This is a genomic window from Planktothrix serta PCC 8927 (assembly GCF_900010725.2).
GTDB classification, from domain to species: domain Bacteria; phylum Cyanobacteriota; class Cyanobacteriia; order Cyanobacteriales; family Microcoleaceae; genus Planktothrix; species Planktothrix serta.
This window is the reverse complement of record NZ_LR734877.1, coordinates 522741-543456: the sequence shown is the minus strand read 5'-3', so window position 1 is coordinate 543456 and position 20716 is coordinate 522741. Positions and strand designations below refer to the sequence as shown.

19 protein-coding genes and 1 CRISPR repeat array are annotated in these 20716 nt (G+C 39.1%); of the genes, 8 read left to right on the top strand and 11 right to left on the bottom strand.

Annotated features, from left to right (window positions below):
- Positions 1–37: 37 nt before the first annotated feature.
- Complete coding sequence (locus tag PL8927_RS19005) at positions 38–1567, bottom strand: SLBB domain-containing protein (protein WP_083624751.1); 1530 nt, start codon at positions 1565–1567, stop codon at positions 38–40.
- Between the two features lie 288 nt (positions 1568–1855).
- On the opposite strand from PL8927_RS19005, the gene PL8927_RS19000 reads away from it, so the two are divergent.
- Positions 1856–3637 (top strand): FAD-dependent oxidoreductase, encoded by a 1782-nt coding sequence (locus PL8927_RS19000; protein ID WP_083624749.1) that lies wholly within the window; start codon positions 1856–1858, stop codon positions 3635–3637.
- A gap of 344 nt (positions 3638–3981) precedes the next feature.
- Positions 3982–4209 (top strand): heterocyst-inhibiting protein PatX, encoded by a 228-nt coding sequence (patX, locus tag PL8927_RS18995; RefSeq protein WP_083624747.1) that lies wholly within the window; start codon positions 3982–3984, stop codon positions 4207–4209.
- A 51-nt stretch (positions 4210–4260) separates the two neighbouring features.
- Here patX and PL8927_RS18990 read toward each other — a convergent pair whose 3' ends face one another.
- A complete protein-coding gene (locus tag PL8927_RS18990; RefSeq protein WP_083624745.1) occupies positions 4261–5376 on the bottom strand; it encodes a tetratricopeptide repeat protein in 1116 nt (371 codons plus the stop codon).
- Positions 5377–5605: 229 nt separating this feature from the next.
- Positions 5606–6124 (bottom strand): hypothetical protein, encoded by a 519-nt coding sequence (locus PL8927_RS18985; RefSeq protein WP_083624743.1) that lies wholly within the window; start codon positions 6122–6124, stop codon positions 5606–5608.
- Between the two features lie 229 nt (positions 6125–6353).
- On the opposite strand from PL8927_RS18985, the gene era reads away from it, so the two are divergent.
- Positions 6354–7286 carry a GTPase Era gene (gene era / locus PL8927_RS18980; RefSeq protein ID WP_083624741.1) on the top strand — a complete coding sequence of 311 codons (933 nt, stop codon included), beginning with the start codon at positions 6354–6356 and terminating at the stop codon, positions 7284–7286.
- Between the two features lie 198 nt (positions 7287–7484).
- Positions 7485–7628, top strand: a complete 144-nt coding sequence (locus tag PL8927_RS28085; protein WP_197047484.1) for a hypothetical protein — start codon at positions 7485–7487, stop codon at positions 7626–7628.
- 271 nt (positions 7629–7899) lie between these two features.
- Positions 7900–9035: direct repeats of the CRISPR family, unit length 37 nt; unit sequence GTTGAAATCAGCTATAATCCCTATCAGGGATTGAAAC.
- Positions 9036–9104: 69 nt separating this feature from the next.
- Here PL8927_RS28085 and PL8927_RS18975 read toward each other — a convergent pair.
- Positions 9105–10157: a Fe(3+) ABC transporter substrate-binding protein gene (locus tag PL8927_RS18975; RefSeq protein ID WP_083624739.1), complete on the bottom strand. Its 1053-nt coding sequence runs from the start codon at positions 10155–10157 to the stop codon at positions 9105–9107.
- A 386-nt stretch (positions 10158–10543) separates the two neighbouring features.
- Between PL8927_RS18975 and PL8927_RS18970 the strand changes: the two genes are divergently transcribed.
- The gene (locus tag PL8927_RS18970) at positions 10544–11002 is read left to right on the top strand and encodes a YraN family protein (protein ID WP_083624737.1); all 459 of its coding nucleotides are present in this window, start codon (positions 10544–10546) and stop codon (positions 11000–11002) included.
- Positions 11003–11071: 69 nt separating this feature from the next.
- On the opposite strand, the gene PL8927_RS18965 is transcribed toward PL8927_RS18970, so the two are convergent.
- Positions 11072–11461 carry a hypothetical protein gene (locus tag PL8927_RS18965; RefSeq protein WP_083624735.1) on the bottom strand — a complete coding sequence of 130 codons (390 nt, stop codon included), beginning with the start codon at positions 11459–11461 and terminating at the stop codon, positions 11072–11074.
- A gap of 395 nt (positions 11462–11856) precedes the next feature.
- Between PL8927_RS18965 and queA the strand changes: the two genes are divergently transcribed.
- Complete coding sequence (gene queA, locus PL8927_RS18960; protein ID WP_083624733.1) at positions 11857–13041, top strand: tRNA preQ1(34) S-adenosylmethionine ribosyltransferase-isomerase QueA; 1185 nt, start codon at positions 11857–11859, stop codon at positions 13039–13041.
- Positions 13042–13191: 150 nt separating this feature from the next.
- Here the strand turns inward: queA and PL8927_RS18955 are convergent, their stop codons facing one another.
- From PL8927_RS18955 to PL8927_RS18940, 4 genes are all read right to left on the bottom strand, one after another.
- The gene (locus tag PL8927_RS18955) at positions 13192–13812 is read right to left on the bottom strand and encodes a CHAP domain-containing protein (RefSeq protein WP_083624731.1); all 621 of its coding nucleotides are present in this window, start codon (positions 13810–13812) and stop codon (positions 13192–13194) included.
- Between the two features lie 581 nt (positions 13813–14393).
- A complete protein-coding gene (locus PL8927_RS18950) occupies positions 14394–14759 on the bottom strand; it encodes a hypothetical protein (protein WP_083624729.1) in 366 nt (121 codons plus the stop codon).
- Between the two features lie 210 nt (positions 14760–14969).
- Positions 14970–15194, bottom strand: coding sequence for a hypothetical protein (locus PL8927_RS18945; RefSeq protein WP_083624727.1), 225 nt, complete (start codon positions 15192–15194; stop codon positions 14970–14972).
- Positions 15195–15309: 115 nt separating this feature from the next.
- Positions 15310–15543 (bottom strand): ribbon-helix-helix domain-containing protein, encoded by a 234-nt coding sequence (locus tag PL8927_RS18940; protein ID WP_083624725.1) that lies wholly within the window; start codon positions 15541–15543, stop codon positions 15310–15312.
- Between the two features lie 338 nt (positions 15544–15881).
- Here PL8927_RS18940 and PL8927_RS18935 point away from each other — a divergent pair, with 338 nt between their 5' ends.
- Both PL8927_RS18935 and PL8927_RS18930 read left to right on the top strand, forming a co-directional pair.
- The gene (locus PL8927_RS18935; protein ID WP_083624723.1) at positions 15882–16976 is read left to right on the top strand and encodes a DUF262 domain-containing protein; all 1095 of its coding nucleotides are present in this window, start codon (positions 15882–15884) and stop codon (positions 16974–16976) included.
- Entirely contained in the window at positions 16976–17680 is a 705-nt protein-coding gene (locus PL8927_RS18930; RefSeq protein ID WP_083624721.1) for an MAE_28990/MAE_18760 family HEPN-like nuclease, read from the top strand. The genes PL8927_RS18935 and PL8927_RS18930 overlap by 1 nt, the downstream gene beginning before the upstream one ends.
- A 112-nt stretch (positions 17681–17792) precedes the next feature.
- Here the strand turns inward: PL8927_RS18930 and PL8927_RS18925 are convergent, their stop codons facing one another.
- Positions 17793–19028 carry an LL-diaminopimelate aminotransferase gene (locus PL8927_RS18925; RefSeq protein WP_083624719.1) on the bottom strand — a complete coding sequence of 412 codons (1236 nt, stop codon included), beginning with the start codon at positions 19026–19028 and terminating at the stop codon, positions 17793–17795.
- Positions 19029–19182: 154 nt separating this feature from the next.
- A complete protein-coding gene (locus PL8927_RS18920; protein WP_197047473.1) occupies positions 19183–20616 on the bottom strand; it encodes an MFS transporter in 1434 nt (477 codons plus the stop codon).
- Between the last annotated feature and the right edge of the window lie 100 nt (positions 20617–20716).

The following is a 20716-nucleotide window of genomic DNA, read 5'->3' as shown; positions in this document are numbered from 1 at the left end:
CTGATTTTTTTATTCCTGTTCCCTGTTCCCTCTCCTATTAAAAAATATTAACAAACCGAAATAATCCCAAGAAATTGTTAATCGGACTTAAGGAATTTAACACCGTCCCTAAACCATCTCGGAAGGAAGCCCCCCCCGACCGACCGACGACAATAACATCATTATTTCTAAGCTTGGGATTCGTTTCTTCGTTAACTTCCGCCGATAAATTAATCGGAATTGGTCGTCGAGAAACCGTCCCATTAGGATGTAAGCGAATTAACTCCACCTCTTTCTTATTAGCACGAGATTCATTCAATCCTCCCGCCTCCACCAGTGCTTGATTCAAGGATGTATTCGGAGCAACGCTTTTCGCACCTGGAGCTACCACTTCACCCACAATACTAATTTTTAGCTTATCGGGAGAAAAACTCGCGGCGGCTACTTCTGCATTTTCTTCTGTTTCAGTCGCTGTCGCCGTTGGCACAATAATCGTATCTCCCTGTTGTAACATGGCATCTTGAGTGACATCTCCTTCCTGTAAAAGTTTCCATAAATCCACTGTAATCTGTTGTTCTGTTCCCGTGCGGGTCAGCCGTCGCACCTGAATATTACGGATATCCGCTTGAGAAGTAATTCCCCCCGCCACTTTCAAAGCTTGTGTTACGGTTAATATTCCCCCACTGGCCGTTGAAACAACACCTTCAGTTAATTGACCCGGTTCTGGGGTAACTTGGGGAATAGGTTCTAACCTTAAGGTATGGGTTCCAGGGCGATTAACAGCCCCAACAACCGCCACATTAATTGGTTGATTATTATTACTCGCAAAATTAGCCGTTACTAATTGGGAAGATTCCAGCGCGTTGTGTTCTGTGGCTGTGGGAATATAAATTGTGTCGCCATCGCGCAAGGTAATATCCTGGCGTAAATCCCCCGTTTGCATCAATTCCCACAAATCCAAATTCAGAATTTTTTCCCCTGCATTTCCCTGAGAACGACGAATTTTCACCTGTCGGACATCCGCCGAAGGGGTAATTCCCCCCGCCATTTGCAAAACACGGGTAATCGTTGGTAAACGACCCCTCCCCCCCTGAACTTCTGGGGTAGCCAAGGAATTGTTTGTGGAGGAAGTTGCGGACAACATATAAGACCCCGGACGTTGAACTTCTCCGGTGACAGCAATTTGTAGAGGACGAGCAGCGACTAATTGCAGGGTTAACAGGGGTCGTTGTAAATATTCCCCATAGCGTTGTTGAACAATAGCCGTTACTTGGTCTAAGGTCATACCCTGAACTGAAATATTGCCAATTAAAGGTAAATTTATCGAACCATCAATGGAGACTTGATGTTGACCATTATTACCACTATATTCAGGAACATTAAAAATATCCAGTTGTAAAAGATCTCCTGGCCCTAATGTATAACCTTGGTTGTCTTCAACCGCAGGATTTATTGTTGATGACGGAACCGCTATGGGTTCGGTCGGTGGCCATTGAGCCTGGGCGGTTGATAGATGTCCCAGGATGACCGCAACGGTCAGGGAAACGCCCAGGGTTAATTTAGGTTTTAAGAATAGAATTTTTGTCATAGAATCCAAATATCATGCGTAGTAAGCCCTTCAGGGCTTTTCTCCGAAAGTAGTAAGCCCTTCAGGGCTTTTCTCCGAAAGTAGTAAGCCCTTCAGGGCTTACTACAAGAATTAGTTTTAAGCCCTGAAGGGCTTACTACGAGAATTAGTTTTAAGCCCTGAAGGGCTTACTACGAGAATTAGTTTTAAGCCCTGAAGGGCTTACTACGAAAATTAACAAATCACCCTGACACTAAACCTAATTTTAACCGATAATTTTTAGATCGTTTTTTAGTTTACAAACTCGTCATGAATCAATTACAAGCCGATGTTTTAGTGGTTGGAGGCGGAACCGGGGGAACTGCGGCTGCATTACAAGCCGCCCGTCGTGGGGCGAAGACCATTTTAGTTAGTCAATGGCCCATGTTAGGGGGAATGTTAACCTCTGGGGGCGTTCCTGCACCAGATGGCAATGAATTAGTCGCGTTTCAAACGGGAATTTGGGGGGCTTTTTTACGAGAATTAAACCAACGTCAACCCGAAGGTTTAGATAATGCTTGGGTGAGTTTCTTTACTTATCATCCCCAAATTGGAGCGAATATTTTTGCAGATTGGGTGAAAGCCGAACCGAATTTATTATGGATTTCAGGACAACAACCTTTAGGAGTGGTAAAACAAGGGAATTCTATTACAGAAGTTAGATTTGATTCCTGTACAATTTGTGCTAAAATTATATTAGATGCAACGGAATTAGGCGATGTTTTGGAATTAGCAGAAATCCCCTATCGTTGGGGATGGGAATTACAAGCCGAATGGCAAGAACCCAGCGCTCCCATTGATGAATTTTCCTTTATTAAAACAACCCCAGTGCAAGCTCCAACCTGGGTTTTTATCATGCAAGATTTTGGAAAAGATCAAATCGCCCCGGAAATTCCCGCCCCTGCTATTGATACCCCAGAATTATTTATTAATGCTTGGAAAAATTACGATATAGAATCATTTATCAACTATGGTAGACTTCCCGGTCAACGGTTTATGATTAACTGGCCACTTCAGGGAAATGATTATGATCAAAATTTAGATCGTTTAATTGGTTCAGATTCTGAACGGTTACAATTTTGGCAAGAAAGTTTTTGGCATAGTCAAAGTTTTGCCCGGTTTATTCAACAACAACTCGGACAACGCTATGGGTTAGCAACGGGAAGTTTCCCAATAGAAAATCGACCGAATTTTAATACAGATTCGACTATTTTATCGGCTTTTGCCTTACATCCTTATTATCGAGAAAGTCGTCGAGTTCAAGGATTAACTACAATTCGGGAACAGGATATTTTACCGATTAAACAGGGTTTTACGGCTTTATTACCCATAAATGAAATAGGAGAATGTGAAGCGATCGCTATTGGAAATTATGCTAACGATCATCATTATACCACTTTTGGATTACCCGTACAACCTAAAAGTTTACGTTGGGGAGGACGTTGGACAGGAACACCCTTTACTATTCCCTATCGCGCCTTAATTCCTGTTAGTGTTGATAATTTATTAGTCTGTGAAAAAAATATTTCTGTTTCCCATCTTGCTAACGGTGCAACTCGTTTACAACCTGTTGTCTTAGGAATAGGACAAGCAGCAGGAATGGCAGCAGCCTTATGTATTGAACAAGGAATAAAACCCCATGAATTATCTGTTAAAATCTTACAAAATGCCTTGTTAACTGATAAAATTGCTCCTCAAGCTATTATTCCTTTATTTAATTTACCTCCTGATCATCCCGATTGGTTAAACTGGCAATATTATTATTTAGATCATCCCGAATTTTATCCTCCTGATGCTAATTGTCCTGCATCTGCAATTTCTCCCCATCCTTCAAAAGATAGTCAGCTTTTTTCGGGTATTTTTCAACGTCAGGGTCATCAAGACTATACCCTCACTTTAACGGAAGGGAAGTTAACGGGTCAAACCTGGAGATTAGTAACGCTACATCCAGAAATTAACCAACAATTACAAAAGATTTCTACGGCTTCCCTCCTAACGGTTTACGCACGTTTAAACGTCTCTGGTCATTGGTTAATTGTAGAAGCATTTTAATCCCATTAGAAACCGGGTTTCTGAAAGTTAATTGATTTCAGCCTATATATAGCAATCCGTGTAGGATTTGTGATCACAACCTGTAGGGGTTGGGTCTCCCAACCCAGGCGCAAAGAGGGTTGGGAGACCCAACCCCTACGATAAAATATTACAACCTATTTAGGATTGCTATCTCAGGGTTAGAAACCCGGTTTCTGGGTTTTGGTTAGTGTTTTTAAACCTTATAAAAGAGGGTTAATAGCCGGATTTTATCAGGAGGGGTGAAAAACTTTTTCCAACTAATCCTGATTTAAAGAGTAATAGTTTGTATGAAGAAGTGGACAGACTCACACGGACACTTTATTATGCAAATCTATACATCTTTAATTTTATCAGTTTGTTTATCGGTTGGTCTTACAACTAACGCTTTAGCGGTTAATTTTTCCACTAATCAATTATCCGATATTGTTAATGGCCAACAATTACTTTCCGCCCGAACTCGACTCAATGGCCCTTATCAACCCGACAGAGGGGAAGGACGTCGGGATTTCAGAGATACAACCCATTCTGATGATGTTAATTCTCAACTCTAATTAATGGTTAAAAGTTAATTATAAACCGGGTTTCTTGAAGAAATCCGGTTTTTATTTTGCTTGTTTAAAAAATACCAACCCGCTATAGAGTTGAAACGCATTATCCCAAATGCTTTCTGATTTTCGAGATAAATCAATATAAGGTTTAATCCGGCCCAAAAGTTGAGTATAATCTAAGGTTGTTTCTGCAAAAGGTGTAAACTCTGACCAGAGTTGAGCGTGAGTTAAATAAAGGTTAAACTGTTCTATTAACAGATTCCAATTCATCCGATTTGTATTTTGACGGGTTGGAAGTCCGCTAGTTTCACTCGAAAATTGACTAAAATCAATCCCTTCTTGAAAGTCATAACTCTGATCACAAAACCTTAAAATACAACCTCGTCGTGGTAAATGTAAATCCAAAATTTGAGCATAATCTTGAGTCATTTCTTTATGCCGAAATCGCTCTGATTTGGGCCGACGCGGATCATAATCTAACATTTCCATAAATAAGGGTAATAATCCCTCAACCCGTTGGCTAACTTCTTGCCAATTAAACGTCATCGAGCCTAATTGATCCTGTTCATTTTGACAAATAATAGTCGGTTGTGGGGATAGGGATTGAATTGATTTTACTCGGAATACATGAAGCTTTTGAATATCGGTTAACGACACCCAAAATACAGGAATTCCTGCTTCTAACATTTCTTGACCATAAACTTTTAATTCTCCGATTTCCCCGGTTTTATATAGTCGCCAACCCCGACTTTGTAACTGTATTCTAGCGGTATAGGGATCGGTTTTTAACATTCGGGCGAGGGTTTTGGCGGCATTTTGCTTTTGTTCGGGAGCCAGAGGTTCTAATATTAAAACACCGGGTTCGGTATTAGTTGGATCAGTTTTTGCTTCAACAATGGCTTGTTGACGTCGATTTTGTTCCAGGGTTTCAATGCGTTGTAAACCTTGACGCGCCTGAGCGACAATTTTGGGGTTAGTGGCATCTTTTAATAATTTACGATAAACTTTTTCTGCGGTTTCTAGTTTATCTGTTCCTTCATACCAACGCCCAGCATATAACTGTACCCAAGGATTGTCCGGCGCTTGCTGTTGCAGTTGTTTTAACAGTTTTGCCGCTTGGCGGTAGTCCTGACGGTCTAGGGCTTCCGCAACTTGTTCGAGTTCTGTCATTCTTTCACCTGTTGCCCTATTATTATTGTGCCATTTTCTGAAAAACCCGGTTTCTTATTTTTCCCTAAACCTGAAATTAACGATGAATAGAGAAACCGGGTTTTTATAGGGGTTGAAATCAAAGCACCTTCTCTTGCTGAAAAACCCGGTTTCTTTGGCTTCCCCTAATAAAATCACCTCCCCGTCATTAACAGGAAGGTGAAAGGATAACCAGGATGGTTAAATTAGCTTATCTGGGACAAACAGAAATGTTATTGGCGTTGAGAACAATTGTTCCCGCCGGTTGTTGATGAACTAAAATCGGGTTGCCTGTATCAGTTTTGATCAGTAAAGGACTTAAACCCAGACATCCTTGAATGGCTTCTCCCCATTCTTCCACTTTGCGAGTATATTCAGCCCGAATGCGGGGAACATCATCTAAGGTAATACCATTGGGGATCGGAGGTAAGTTAGGGATAAACACCGTATCGGTAATTACCGCATCACTGGTAATGCTTTTGTCAACCCCTAATTCATAGATAATCGGATATTTGAAGGCAGAAGGTAAAGTTCTATCGGGTACCCCTAAATCGGGTAAACTGTAATAGATAGGGGGATCAACCCGTCCGGTATCAGGATCTTTGGGTTGATATTTATAGTCAAAGTCAGAGGGAACCACAGGTACCCCAATCGGATTTTGAGCAACAGCAGGTAATTGTGTACCAACTGCGATTAGGGCGCATAACCCACCAAGCAGTTTAGATTTCATTGTTTTCATCTCCTCAATCTCACCAGCGTGAATGATCTAACACCAAAGCAATAGCTTTTTCAGTTGGACTAGGTTTCTATCTTATGATCACTAAGATAGAGCTACTTGGCAACTCTATCAAATTTTATTCCCTATATCAAGGGAAAGGGGTTCGAGGTTCGGTCGGAACTTCCTGCCCGCAGCAAGTTAAAATAGCAAAAGACGGTCATAAACAGGAACAGGACTTTACATGGATGGGTTTGAAGGTGTAACGATTCCCTTACCGCCAGAGGGATATAAATCAGGGTTTGTCGGGATTATTGGCCGCCCGAATGTAGGAAAATCAACATTGATGAATCAGATGGTGGGTCAAAAAATCGCCATCACCTCTCCCATTGCTCAAACGACTCGCAACCGTCTCCGGGGAATTCTCACCACTCCAGAAGCTCAAATTATTTTTGTTGATACTCCAGGAATTCATAAACCCCATCATCAATTGGGTAAGGTTTTAGTTCAAAATGCTAAATTAGCCATTCAGTCCGTTGATGTTCTGTTATTTGTTGTTGATGGTTCTGTTGAGGCTGGAGGAGGCGATCGCTATATTGTTGATTTACTCGAACACGTTCAGATTCCTGTGATTCTGGGAATGAATAAACAGGATCAAAAACCGGAAGATTCGGTGATTATTGACCGGAGTTATCGGGAACTCGCCAAACCTTATCAATGGCCCGTTGTGGAATTCTCCGCTTTAACCGGGGATGGTGTTGATCACCTCCAACAGTTATTATTTGATCGCTTAGATCTCGGCCCCTATTATTATCCTCCTGATTTAGTTACCGATCAACCGGAACGCTTCATCATGGGAGAACTCATTCGAGAACAAATTTTACTCCACACCCGCGAAGAAGTCCCCCATTCCGTTGCTATTTCTATTGACCGGGTGGAAGAAGATCCTAAAATTACCCGGATTTTAGCGACCATTCACGTTGAGCGCTCTTCTCAAAAGGGAATTTTAATTGGTCATCAGGGAAGTATGCTCAAAGCTATTGGAAGTGATGCGCGTCAACAAATTCAAAAGTTAATTGAGGGAAAGGTCTATTTAGAATTATTTGTTAAAGTTCAACCCAAATGGCGACAGTCCCGCAGTCAGTTGGCGGATTTGGGTTATCAGGTAGAACAATAATTCCCTGGGATCTGAAAAAGTTAATCCGTATTTATACTGAGTCAAAAACTTCGTTTTAAGGTCTTCTGGGTGATTGATTTAGAAAAATTATAAAATCTAAAAGTAATTCAAACCATTACAGGGTAGGCTTTTCCAGATTTAGGGTTCATAATAAATAGAGGCAACACAAAAACTATCCTTTCTGGAGACTCAGTAACAATGAATACCGACTTGACTTATGGATTATTACTGGCTTTGATTAATGGCATGATTTGTCTGTCTTTACCTGCGATCGTGTCCTATATTCAGGGTCAACGCCGGGATCATGATCAGTCATCCGTGATCACTCAGCAACAAATCTAATGAGACTCAACAATTCTGAGTTGCGCTAACCTGTAGGTGTTCAAAATAGAAGCAGATTTTTAGGGTCTGAAACCTTTGTCTGTTCTGGGTTTGAAGTCTGTTTTGGCGGAAATGAGGTTGGCGCAATTCTTGAATCCCTTATCTGAAAGGGCTTTTAGCGTTTTTTTATTTTTACCCCTTGCTAAGTCGATGGCTGGAATGCTATATTATGATCAGGTTGTCGGAATCGCACCTCGAAAACTAAATATATCAAGGGTTCCAGAAGCCTACGGTTGAAATCAGCTATAATCCCTATCAGGGATTGAAACGCTGAATTTGACGAACCGACAACCCCCGACGCTCGGTTGAAATCAGCTATAATCCCTATCAGGGATTGAAACTCTGACTCGATGAAACCTTGTTTAATGGAACTACCGTGTTGAAATCAGCTATAATCCCTATCAGGGATTGAAACAGCATATAAAGCCTTTCCACCGTCGAGGGCGACAAAAGTTGAAATCAGCTATAATCCCTATCAGGGATTGAAACTTTCTGGGATGATGCAATTCAATCTTTAAAACTAATCACTTGTTGAAATCAGCTATAATCCCTATCAGGGATTGAAACAATGTTGAAAAAACTGCGGGGGGTATTTTTGGATGGAAAGTTGAAATCAGCTATAATCCCTATCAGGGATTGAAACTAATCCCTCATCGGTAGCGAAAGGATTTACCAGTGAGTTGAAATCAGCTATAATCCCTATCAGGGATTGAAACAACAGTGATTTTAAAACCCATTGGGTTCCGCCCACAATTAAATGTTGAAATCAGCTATAATCCCTATCAGGGATTGAAACATTTCAATTCGCATTCCCAAGGGAGAATGTTTCAATGTTTAGTTGAAATCAGCTATAATCCCTATCAGGGATTGAAACATCAATGGCGGTCAATGGGGCGATTATTATGCAGACAAGTTGAAATCAGCTATAATCCCTATCAGGGATTGAAACTATCTATTTTAGGAGCAGGTGCGATCGCACAAGTTGTTGAAATCAGCTATAATCCCTATCAGGGATTGAAACACGCCCAAAATACCAGCAAAAACTGAGATTAAATCACGTTGAAATCAGCTATAATCCCTATCAGGGATTGAAACATATATATATCCTTCAGCAACGCCTAAGACTTTCATGTTGAAATCAGCTATAATCCCTATCAGGGATTGAAACGGCTGAAGAGAGTCCTAAAGAACTCACTACAAATATAGTTAAAATCAGCTATAATTCCTATTAAGGATTGAAACCGGAATCAATTTCGTAATTAGTAATTCGTAATTAGTAATTCGTAATTAGTAATTCGCAATTCGTAATTCGTAATTCGTAATTCGTAATTATTGAAATAAATTATAACCCCTATCAGGGATTGAAACAAAGAAGTTCCTAGAGTTCCCTGATAGAGATTATCAGTTAGTAGGTTTTTTGAAATACCTGTATTGCAACTATTTCCAACCTGCTCGATCCATAATTTGAATCGCCTGGGAATTAAATTTCCCGTAGGCTGCAACATTCATCGGATCACTCTTAAACGTGCCAAAACTCGCTAAAACTGGAGACACAGAAACACCCGCAACAGCCGGATATTCAAAAGCACTTTGAGCAAAAATCTTTTGCGCTTCAGGACTCGCTAAATACTCTAAAAATTTAATCGCTCCCGCTTTATTTTTAGCTGTTTTAATCACTCCTGCACCACTAATATTCGTGTGGGTTCCCTGGGCTCGTTGGTTAGGGAAAAATAACCCAACTTTACTCGCAACGGCTTTATCTTCAGGTTTCTGAGAAGCGACTAAACGCGCTAAATAATAAGTATTGGCTAGGGTTAACTGTCCAGCACCCGCCGCCACCGCTTTAATTTGAGAAACATCATTTCCTTCCGGGGGTCTGGCAAAATTAGCAACTAATCCTTTCACCCAGTTTTCTGTCGTGGCTGTTCCACTTTGTCCCATCATCGCAGCCACTAAGGATTGGTTATAGATATTATTAGAAGAACGAACCACGACTTTTCCTTTCCATTTAGGATTCGCTAAATCTTCATAGGTAGACAGTTGAGCCGGATTGATTTTGGCTTTATTATAAACAATCACTCTCGCCCGTTTAGAAAATCCAAACCAATTACCATTCGGTTCTTTTAAATTAGCCGGAATTGCTTGATTTAAAACAGCAGAAGAAACAGGTTGAAATATTCCCTGTTGTTGCGCTCTCCAAAGGTTTCCAGCATCAACAGTAATTAAAATATCTGCCGGACTATTGGCTCCTTCGCTTTTAATTCGTTCTACTAATTCCTCTGCTTTTCCTTCAACAATATTGACTTTAATCCCTGTTTTATTGGTAAAGCTTTGATAGATCTGATTATCGCTATCGTAATGACGAGCCGAGTAAACATTCAAAACCTGGGGATTGGCTTGACTGCGTTGTATGGGGCTAAGTCCGCCAAAGGCGACTAAAGCCCAGGCTGTTCCAACGGTGAGGAACGCTCGTCTAGTGATGTTGTTCATGGACATGGAAAGGGTGGGTTTTAATGCAATAGTTTTTCAAGAAGATAGTATACACTTAATGCTAGTAATTCTCAATAATTGTTTTTTGAGGATACTTATGGTAAAATGTGCGTTTTTTACGCCTGTCTGGGAAAATCATGAATTTGAGAACCATTAAACTCTGTTTTAGAGGCTTCCTGGCTTAACGCTCTAGGCTAATCTAAATCTAATTTCAGAAATTAATGCGGGAAATTCCTAATATGCTTTTCTCAAAAGTCAAAAATTATTGCAAATAATAATCAAATTTTGTAGATCCCAAATTATCCCTAGTCATCGTATTGCAACCAGGGATAGAATGTTAACGGTAATTAACTGTCAACAGTCAACCGTCAACAAACAACCGATCTATGTCTAAAGTGATTGGTTCTTTAGGGGAAAAATTGGTAAGCCATTGGTTAGAAAGCCAAGGTTGGCAAATTTTGCATCATCAATGGCATTGTCGATATGGAGAAATTGATTTAATTGCATTACAAGAGGGACAGACGACCCTTCCCCTGTTGAGTTTTGTTGAAGTGAAAACCCGCAGTCAACGCAATTGGGATCAGGGGGGACTGTTAGCAATTACTCCCAGTAAACAAGCGAAATTGATTCAAACGGCGGAATTATTTTTAAGCGATCGCCCTGATTTAATAGAATATCCTTGTCGGTTTGATGTGGCTTTAGTTGGATGCGATCGCCACCCAACTCAAACCTCTATCTCTAAGGATATTCCCAACTTTCCTCACCCGATAAAAATCGGTCAATCTTTTTCCCTAAACGGCTACCGACTGATTCTACAAGATTATATTGAATCAGCATTTAGCTAAATTCAGTTATCAGTTATCAGTTATCAGTCAACCGTCAACAGTCAACCGTCATTAGTTAACGGTCAACCGTCAAGCTAAAGCTTCGGGACAGTAACCTAACCCTCTAACAAATTGGGTTTTGAAGGATTCAACATCTTCGCGGTTAGGAATACCATGAGACACGACAGCAACTTGATAGCGACGCATGACGCTGAGGGGGGATTGACCTGTTTCCAAGCCCCAAAGGGCCATTAAAATTCGCATATCGGGTTCGTAGGGAATACCCAATTCGTGCATGAACGCTCTAAAGTCCCCGTGTTCTTGTGGTGTCAGATATTGACGCATTTTGATCTTGACGATCCAGCCATCAATTTGATGAATCACTGTAATAAACTGAACTGGGAGGGAGTGATTTGAACGTAAAAAGTCGATCACTCTCAAAGTAAGGCTTGTATTGGCTAGGTAGTAAAGGTATTCCATCGGTCATCTCCTGCATGATTGTCCCGCCTGTTTGTTGCTTAACTCCAGTTCGGAACCCTGCAACAAAGAGTAATAGGGCGGTGTTTGTGCTTCTTCTGTAATACCCGTCGATCACAGATTGAGGTCAAAACGGGACTAAAAATGATGCAGCCCTTCCGAATATCAGATCGGTAGGCAACATAACCCTATACTTCTATCTTCGCAAGATTAACGATGATAAGATAGGGGAAAAGCACCCGATTTCTTATGGGGGATTCTACCCAAACTAAATTATAGGAATTGAGAGGAATTAAACTGGAGCGGATTAAGATCACAATGGAGTTCTCTAAGTATTAGTCAGTCTCTCATGAGAGGGCGGATCAAAGCAATTCAATGGTCAAGGAAAATTAGAAAGAATGGATCAGTTAGATTATTGGTTAGAAAGCTATAACTATAAACTTCCAGAGGAACGTATAGCTCAAAATCCAGTTGTACCGAGGGATCACTCCCGTTTGTTAGTGGTAGATTCTCCAAACTCTCATCGCCACAGTCTGTTTAAAGAATTACCCGAATGGCTCAAACCCGGAGATTTATTAGTTCTAAATAATACCCGTGTTCTTCCGGCTCGTCTTTATGGACGCAAAAGTAGTGGGGCGGTGGTAGAAGTATTATTACTGGAAGAAAAACAACATCATTGTTGGTTAGCATTAGTCAAACCGGGTAAACGATTTAAACAGGGTTCTGTGATTGAGTTTGAACCAAATCCTTTATCGCAGGAGAATTTTAAGACTCAAAAATTACGGGCGACGGTGTTAGAAACGGATGGGGAAACGGGAGGACGGTTATTAAAATTTGAAATCCCAGAGGGAGAGTCTTTAATTCCGTTTTTAGAGGCGTTTGGAAATATCCCTTTTCCTCCTTATATAACGGACACAGAAGCGTTACCAGAACAATATCAAACGATTTATGCTGAATGCTCTGGGGCGGTGGCGGCACCGACTGCGGGGTTACATTTTACAGAAGCATTATTTCAGCGTTTAGAAGCCAAAGGAATTGATCAAACCTTTGTGACTTTACACGTTGGGGTAGGAACTTTTCGACCTGTGGAAGTGGAGAAGATTATTGATCATCAAATGCACGCAGAATGGATTGAAGTCCGGGCTGAAACCGTTGCTAAAATTGAGAAAACGAAAGCGTTAGGGGGGAGAGTGATTGCGGTGGGAACAACGGCTGTACGCGCTTTAGAAGGGGCTGCGATCGCACATTTTGAGGGAGATGGATCGGGTTCTATTTCTGCTCCAGAGGAGGCAACGAAATCGATGATTAAACCCTATTGTGGGAAAACGAATATTTTTATTTATCCGGGGTATCAATGGCGGGTTATTGATGGATTAATTACCAATTTTCACTTACCTAAATCAAGTTTATTAATGTTGGTTTCGGCATTAATGGGGCGAGAACGGTTACTGAATTTATATCAAGAGGTATTAGAACAACCTGCGAATGAATTCGGCCGACAGTATCGATTTTTTTCCTTTGGAGATGCGATGTTAATTTTGCCAGAAGGTGTGTTGTCTGAATTTAACACACCCTCCGGTTAGTCTCTAAAAGCTATAGCAGTCGCCAGACCCGTTAGGATAAAGAATGAGGTAGCAAAGCTAGACGGTGAAGTCTTTTCCTCCGGTGTTCCCTGTTCCCTGTTCCCTGTTCCCTGTTCCCTGCTATAGATCAAATCATTGGCACAGAGGAAGTTAGGATTTATGCTTATGGGATTTATCCGATTTATTACCCAATAATCGATCCACTAAATCTTGATGATAATTCGGCGGAACTTTAGCAATTTCACGTTGGGGAGGGGTCGGTTTAGGGGTTGGCGTGGCCGGACGGGAGGCTTGAGTTTGAGAGGGGACGGAATGGGTATAGGGAGGACGTCCGAAACCTAAAATGATACCCGGAGTTCTTGAGCGACGCATGACTTGGCCCCCATTGGCATCATTCCCAATTCCTGTATTTCCCTCAATACTGATAATACTGCCATCGGGTTTAATCGATTCCACGATACCAACGTGATCCGCAATTCCATCTCCTCGCCAACAGAAAAACACCACATCCCCGACTTTGGGATCATTAAACCATTGACCCCGATTTCTAAACCAGGAAACCCCGTCGGGACAGTAGGCGAACCCTTTAGAGCTTCTGATGGGGAGGGGTAAACTGATTTTATCAAAACAGTAGGAGATAAAAATTGCACACCAAGGAACGTAATTCATCCCGTACCATTGACCATACTTGTTACCATTACTACCGGGAGGATATTCCGTATATCCGACTTCACCAGCAGCAATCCGAATTAAATTAGCAGTAGTTGTCATTAGAATTCTCCAAAATAGCAGATTAAATGGGGATAAAGTGGGGTGGTAGCTGTGTTAGTCATTAATTTTTTGGCTTGATTTTACCCCTGATACTAAATTTGTCTTCACTTCTGTTCTAACATAGCTTCTCAAGGTTTTTTGAAAAAGCTCAAACCTGAATTTAAGGCCTATTCCCCTGAATTGGATTGTGATCTATTTCAGGGAAGTTTCCTCTTAATCGTGAAAAAATAGGAAACAAAATATTTCAAGATTAAAAATTAGCGAGCAGCCTTGCTTTTGTGAGGATGAAGGTTAAAACAGTTTGGGAGGGCTGTTTTAAAGTCGGCTCAGAAAGAGTAAAGTCATGGCGATCGCAAATTTTTTTAGTATTAGTAACACAAAAAGGAGAATTTATGCTGTTTATATATTAAATTTAACACCTCGGATTAAATCTGATTTATATTTAATATTTATTCACCGGAAGATAGCTGTCAGGTTGAAAAAATAGAGCCCACTTTTTAGCTATATTTTTCAAACCTGAAACAGCCCTGGGGGGGTACCCCGCTCTTACAGAAGCAAGGAGAGAGGAGTCAAAATCTTAATTAAGGTAGAACCGGAAAGGAGGTGGTGAGGTTTTCTTTGGTTGCGATCGCATCTCGTAATTCAAGTTTTAAAATACTGAATTGATTGCGAAGAAAATCAAGTTCTACTGTTAATTTATCCCGTTTTTCCGTTGCTTCATCTAAGGCTTGAGATGCTGCCAAATAATCGGGATCTTCCTGCATTAACTCAAAGCGTTTTGCTTTCCGTTGAGCTTCGTTTTTCAAGGTGGTATCATAGGCAATTTGACGGTCAACGGAAGCGAGAAAAAAGTTAACACTTTGAGTATGACGACGGATTTCTCGGTTCAGTTCTAAGAGTTCATATTGCCGTTTTGCAATGGCGTGAGGATAATCTTTCAGGTACATAGTGAGGAGTTAAGAGTAACTGTTGATTTATGCTTCTATTTTCTCGTTTTCTTGACTTATTTGTTGGGAGGGTTACACTCTACTTGGGTAGGGGTTTCTGGACTTGACAATTTTGAATTTTGAGCTAGTCTATTAAGTAATAGTTTAAGAATTAAATAGGGATTTAAGGTAAATCTTCAATTCAACAAATAGAAGCATAAAAAACATCATTTAGCCCCGTTCTCTATCCTGTCTTAATAATTCAGCACTATCACTAAAAATTTTTCCACTATATTGATTTAACAATTTTTCAAACCTTCTTTTTGATTCACGATGGCTTCTCTTGGGAATAGGTTGATAAATGACCATGACCTCTAACTCTTCATTACTTACAGGTAACTGAAGTTGCAAAACCCCATCATCCCCAACATAAGCATTTACCTTTAAACTATCCATTATTTTAATCCTCTATAATTAAGTAAGCAACAGCTTGCGATCGCCCTCGTAAAAAGTCGATTAAAACATCGGTATCAATTAATAATTTTATAGGCATATTTAATAATAAAATTTGTTAAAATCTCTGCCATTCTTGACGTAATTGTTGTACATCAGGGATATCTTCTCGATCAGCCCATATTCCTTTAGCTTGTTGTATTAATAAATATCGAGTTTGCTGTTGATAGTCTTTAATTAATCGTTCAACTGCTTCGCTAATTAATTGACTTTGAGTTTTTCCCGTTTCTCGTGAAATTTCAGCAAGAGCACTTTGCATAGGTTCATCTAAACTAATTTTAGTTTCAGGCATAGATTTTAGAGATTGTAAATGATATTGTAATTATAGATTAACTTTAGGGATAAGAAAGTGATCTGTTGGCATCATAAGGACAGAAATGCTAAAATATTGGCTCTGTAGGGGAAATCAGGCAACAGTTGAGGATAATACGACGGTATTCTCCACGTCTACCCGTAATTTTAATAATTCCATGGGTAGAGGAGGTTTTAGTATAGTATTATTATTATTATTAGGGTGGGTTTTGATTAACTCACCTTATAACTTAGCCAAGTAGTAAAATTTAGCCAAATAAGTCTAATAAACTGAAAATTGTATTATTTTCAACTTTAACAAAAACAAATTATTAAAATATGGTGACTAACTTGCAGATTACTGATGAACTCAAAGAAAATGCTGAACAAGAAATTCGTGACAAAAGAAAGCGTGTTGACTATAACACTTTAGAATATCCAATTGAAGTAATTGTTCAAAAATATGTAGACGGACAAGATGAAGATGAAAATGAATTATTTATTCCAGACTATCAACGAGAAATGGCTTGGGATGAAGATCGGCAATCAAAATTCATTGAATCTGTCATGTTAGATTTGCCAATACCTTATATTTTTGTCGCTGATATATCAGAATCAGAAGATTTAGCCCGTTTAGAAATTATAGATGGGACACAACGTATTCGTACTTTAACTAGGTTTATTAAGAATGAACTTCAATTAAAAAATCTTGAAAAACTAAAATTTCTTAATGGTTTTACTTTTAAAGATTTACCCCTATCACGTCAAAGACGTTTTAACCGAACTACTATTAGAATGATTAAATTAACAGATGAAGCAGATGAAGAAGTAAGAAGAGATCTTTTTGAGAGAATTAATAGTGGTAGTGTTGAATTGAATGAAATGGAGAAACGTAGAGGAAGTAAACCTGGAAAATTTCTCGATCTAATTGAGGAGTTATCAAAAGATAAAAAATTTCGAGATTTATGTTCTTTTACTCAAACTGAAATTGACAAAAGAGATCCACAAGAATTTGTCTTACGTTTTTTTGCATTTTTAAATAATTATCAACATTACTCATCTTCCGATAATAAAGTTCATGAGTTCTTGGATAACTATTTAGACCAAGAAAACCAATCTGATTCACTCAACATAGATCAGATGAGGAATGAGTTTTGTTTAATGTTAAAATTTGTAGAAAAGTATTTTCCAAATTCTTTACATATTTATAGAAAAACAAAAGACCGTTATGAGCCAACAACTCGAATTAAGTTTGAATCTATTACGGTAGGAATTGCTTTAGCATTAAGACAAAATCCAACATTAATACCACAATCTACTTCTTTTTTAGAGTCTGAAGACTTTAAAAATTTAACAAAATCTGATTCCAGTAGTTCTCAAAATAAAGTTAATCGTCGTATTGAGTATGTTCATTATCAGCTTCTAGGTAATTAATGGAAACTAGATTATTGCAAAACTTTGATGAACGGGCTCAAGAAGTGAGCCGATATTTTATATTCTTGAAAAATTTAGAGCAAGGTTCAATTCAATTAAGTATAGGAAATGCAAACAATACAAAAATAAAACCTATTAACCAGGATTTAGAAAAAACTCTTAAAGCGACAGGATATTTGTTGCTTTATAACCTAGTAGAGTCCACAATGCGTAATGCAATTGAAACAATTTTTGAGGAATTAATAACCAAAAATATTTCTTTTGATGATCTCAGAGATGAAATTAAAAAAATTATTATTGATCAAGTTAAAGATAAAGATCTTCAATCCACAGATAAGCTTTTACTTAATTTACAAAATATTTCAGTTGATATTATATCAGCTACATTTAATGCTATTCGTCATCAAGAGAATAAAAAAAGATTATTTTCAGGTAATGTAGATGCAAGAGAAATAAAAGATACAGCGAAGAAGTATGGTTTTTCATTTCAAACTAATCAGAACAAAACCAGAGATGGAATTGATTTAGTAACAGTTAAAACTAATAAAAATAATTTAGCACATGGTTTTCAATCATTTGAGGAAGTTGGTAGAAATGCAACAGCAGATGAATTATTGAAAATTCAAAAAAGAGTAATTTGTTATTTAAGAGAAATATTAATAAATATAGAGATTTATCTATCTAATGAAGAATATTTAAAATAGTTCTTTTTAAAATCTTTAACTCAATTGATTATTGTTAGTTTACTATATGATAAAAAAGTAATTTTTTATATTAAAGCAAGCAAGGTGGGCATTGCCCACCCCACCCAACAATTTAAACCTTAAACTTCTCGGTAATTCTTTGCATTGCTTCTTCTACGTTTTCCCGACTATTAAACGCAGAAATCCGAAAATAACCTTCACCTGCCGCACCAAAACCAGAACCCGGAGTTCCTACAACATTGCAGGTTTGTAATAGCTTATCGAAGAAATCCCAACTCGATAAACCTTGGGGAGTTTTCACCCAAACATAGGGGGCATTTTCTCCCCCATAAACACTTAATCCGGCTGCGGTTAATTGCTCCCGAATAATTTGGGCGTTTTCCATATAAAATTGAATTAACGCCTTAACTTGGGCTTTTCCTTCATCAGAATAAACCGCCTCTGCTGCCCGTTGAATAATATAGGAAACGCCGTTAAATTTAGTAGCTTGACGACGATTCCACAGTTTCCATAATTCCACATCAGAACCATCTTTGGCTTTAGCGGTTAAGGTTTTTGGAACAACAGTAAACGCGCAACGAGTTCCGGTAAATCCTGCGGTTTTGGAAAAGGAACGAAACTCAATAGCGCACTCTTTCGCCCCTGGAATTTCATAGATAGAACGGGGTAAACTGGGGTCAGAAATAAACGCTTCATAGGCGGCATCATAGAGAATAATAGAACCGTTGGCTTTCGCGTATTCGACCCAAGCGGTTAAGTGTTCTTTTGATGCCGTTGCTCCTGTCGGGTTATTAGGAAAACACAGATAAATTAAATCAACTTTTTGGGTAGGAATTGCGGCCGTAAAATTATTTTCAGCCGTAATGGGAATATAAACTAATCCCCCATATTCCCCATTTTCATTCGCATCTCCCGTATGTCCTGCCATCACATTTGTATCGACATAAACGGGATAAACGGGGTCAGTTACAGCAATAATATTATCGTCTCCAAAAATATCTAAAATATTGCCTGTATCGCATTTTGAACCATCAGAAATAAAAATTTCATCGGCAGAAATCTCGCAACCTCTGGCTTGGAAATCGTGAGCGGCAATTTTTTCGCGTAACCAAGCATAACCCTGTTCGGGGCCATAACCTTTGAAGGTGTCACGGTTTCCCATGTCTTCCACCGCTTGCACCATTGCTTGACGACAGGCGGCGGGTAGGGGTTCGGTGACGTCGCCAATGCCTAAACGAATGATTTTGGCATCGGGGTTAGCTTCTGCAAACGCATTCACCCGACGGGCAATTTCGGGGAACAAGTAACCCGCTTTGAGTTTGAGATAGTTGTCGTTCAGGGTTGCCATAGTTGATTACAAACGCCAATTTAGGGCGTAATTTTAATGTTCAAAAGTAACTGAACTTTATATCATATAGCAGGGAATAGGGAACAGGGAATAGGGAACAGAAGGAAAAATATTTTACTCCTCTCGATTTGCTCCATTAGTCTATGTTTTATTGTTAGGCTGCGGGTTTATTTTTTAGGGTAAGATTTCGATTAATTCCGATGACGATACCCCATTTTTGCAGTAATTCTTTGGGAGATTTTCCGCCGGGTTCTTGAGCAAAAGTTAACGGGATTAAAGCGGTTAACATTAAAACACTAGAGAGGGCAAATAAAATTAATAAATTCTCTGGATTTTTACATACAAACTGGGCTAAAATTCCTCCGGTTGTTGTGCCTAATGCACTACTAATTCCGGTACTGGCTGATGTTAAGGCAAAATAGCTGGATTGGTTACGAATGGGGGCAAGTCCCATTTGCAAGTTTTGATTACATAAATCAAGGGCTGCCCAAGTTCCTCCCATGAATAAATACAGTAAAGGCAATAATATCCAAATGGAGAAGGAATTATGATGGGTTTTCGTCCACAAGAGGGGAATTGTAGATACAATAATTCCAATTAATAATAATAGAGGACGGTTGCCGATGCGATCGGCTAATCGTCCCCAATACGGTAATACTAACATATAAATTCCGGCTTGTAAACTAGCATAAACGGTAACTAAACTCACATCTAGCTTTAACCCTTGTAAAAGATATATACTAAAAAAGGGAAGACTTAAATTGACCGCAAACATCCATAAGTCATAGTAAATTAGAAATATAAAAAAGTTGGGATTTTGACGAATTAAAGTAGTAACTTTTGACCATAACCCAAATTTTAATAGAAAACCACTCCTCTCAGAAATTTGTTCAGTTTGTGAGGAGAGAATAGGAGATGATAGCGTTTCAATCGGATGCTGAAGTTGGGGATTAACATCAACCATAAACTGTTGACAGGCTAAACTCATTAATCCCATGATTACTCCTAACAAAACAATCATACCATAGCCTCGAATGGGGCCTAATGGATAATAAGAAATCATCATTCCCATGACTGGAATTGCTATTAAATTACTCAAGCTGGATGCACTATTTCTCAAGCCAAAATAGCGTCCTCTTAATTTTTTAGGGACTAAAGTTGCCATCCAACTCATCCAAGCTGATCCCCCTAACGCTCCTAATAGACTGGTGATCACAACAATAGCTAGGGTTAAATCCAGTAAGGTTTGATGAGAAAAGGGATCGGAAGGAGAAATCATAAAAATGGCTAATCCTAAGATTAACCACAAAATCCGAGATGTACCATAAACCAAGCGACAATATCGATAACGACTTATAGTTTGATCGGCTAAAAATGCGCCCAAGGGTTGTACTAAATTAACCATCATGGGAATAGCAGATAATAGCCCAATTTGCAGAGTATTAACTTCTAAATCAACGAGAAATTTAGTGAGTAAAATGCCTCCTGTTGCATTAGAAAAGATGGCTGCAAATACTCCATCTAAAGTAGAGGCGCGTAAACTTCGGCGAATATCATTTTTACTGAATTTACTTAAAGATTGTTGCACAGATTCAAAGGATAATAGGAGGATAGAGAAGGAATAGACTCAGTAAGAGGTTAGGTGAATTTACAACCCATTTCATCTGTATACAGAGGTAAATTAAGGG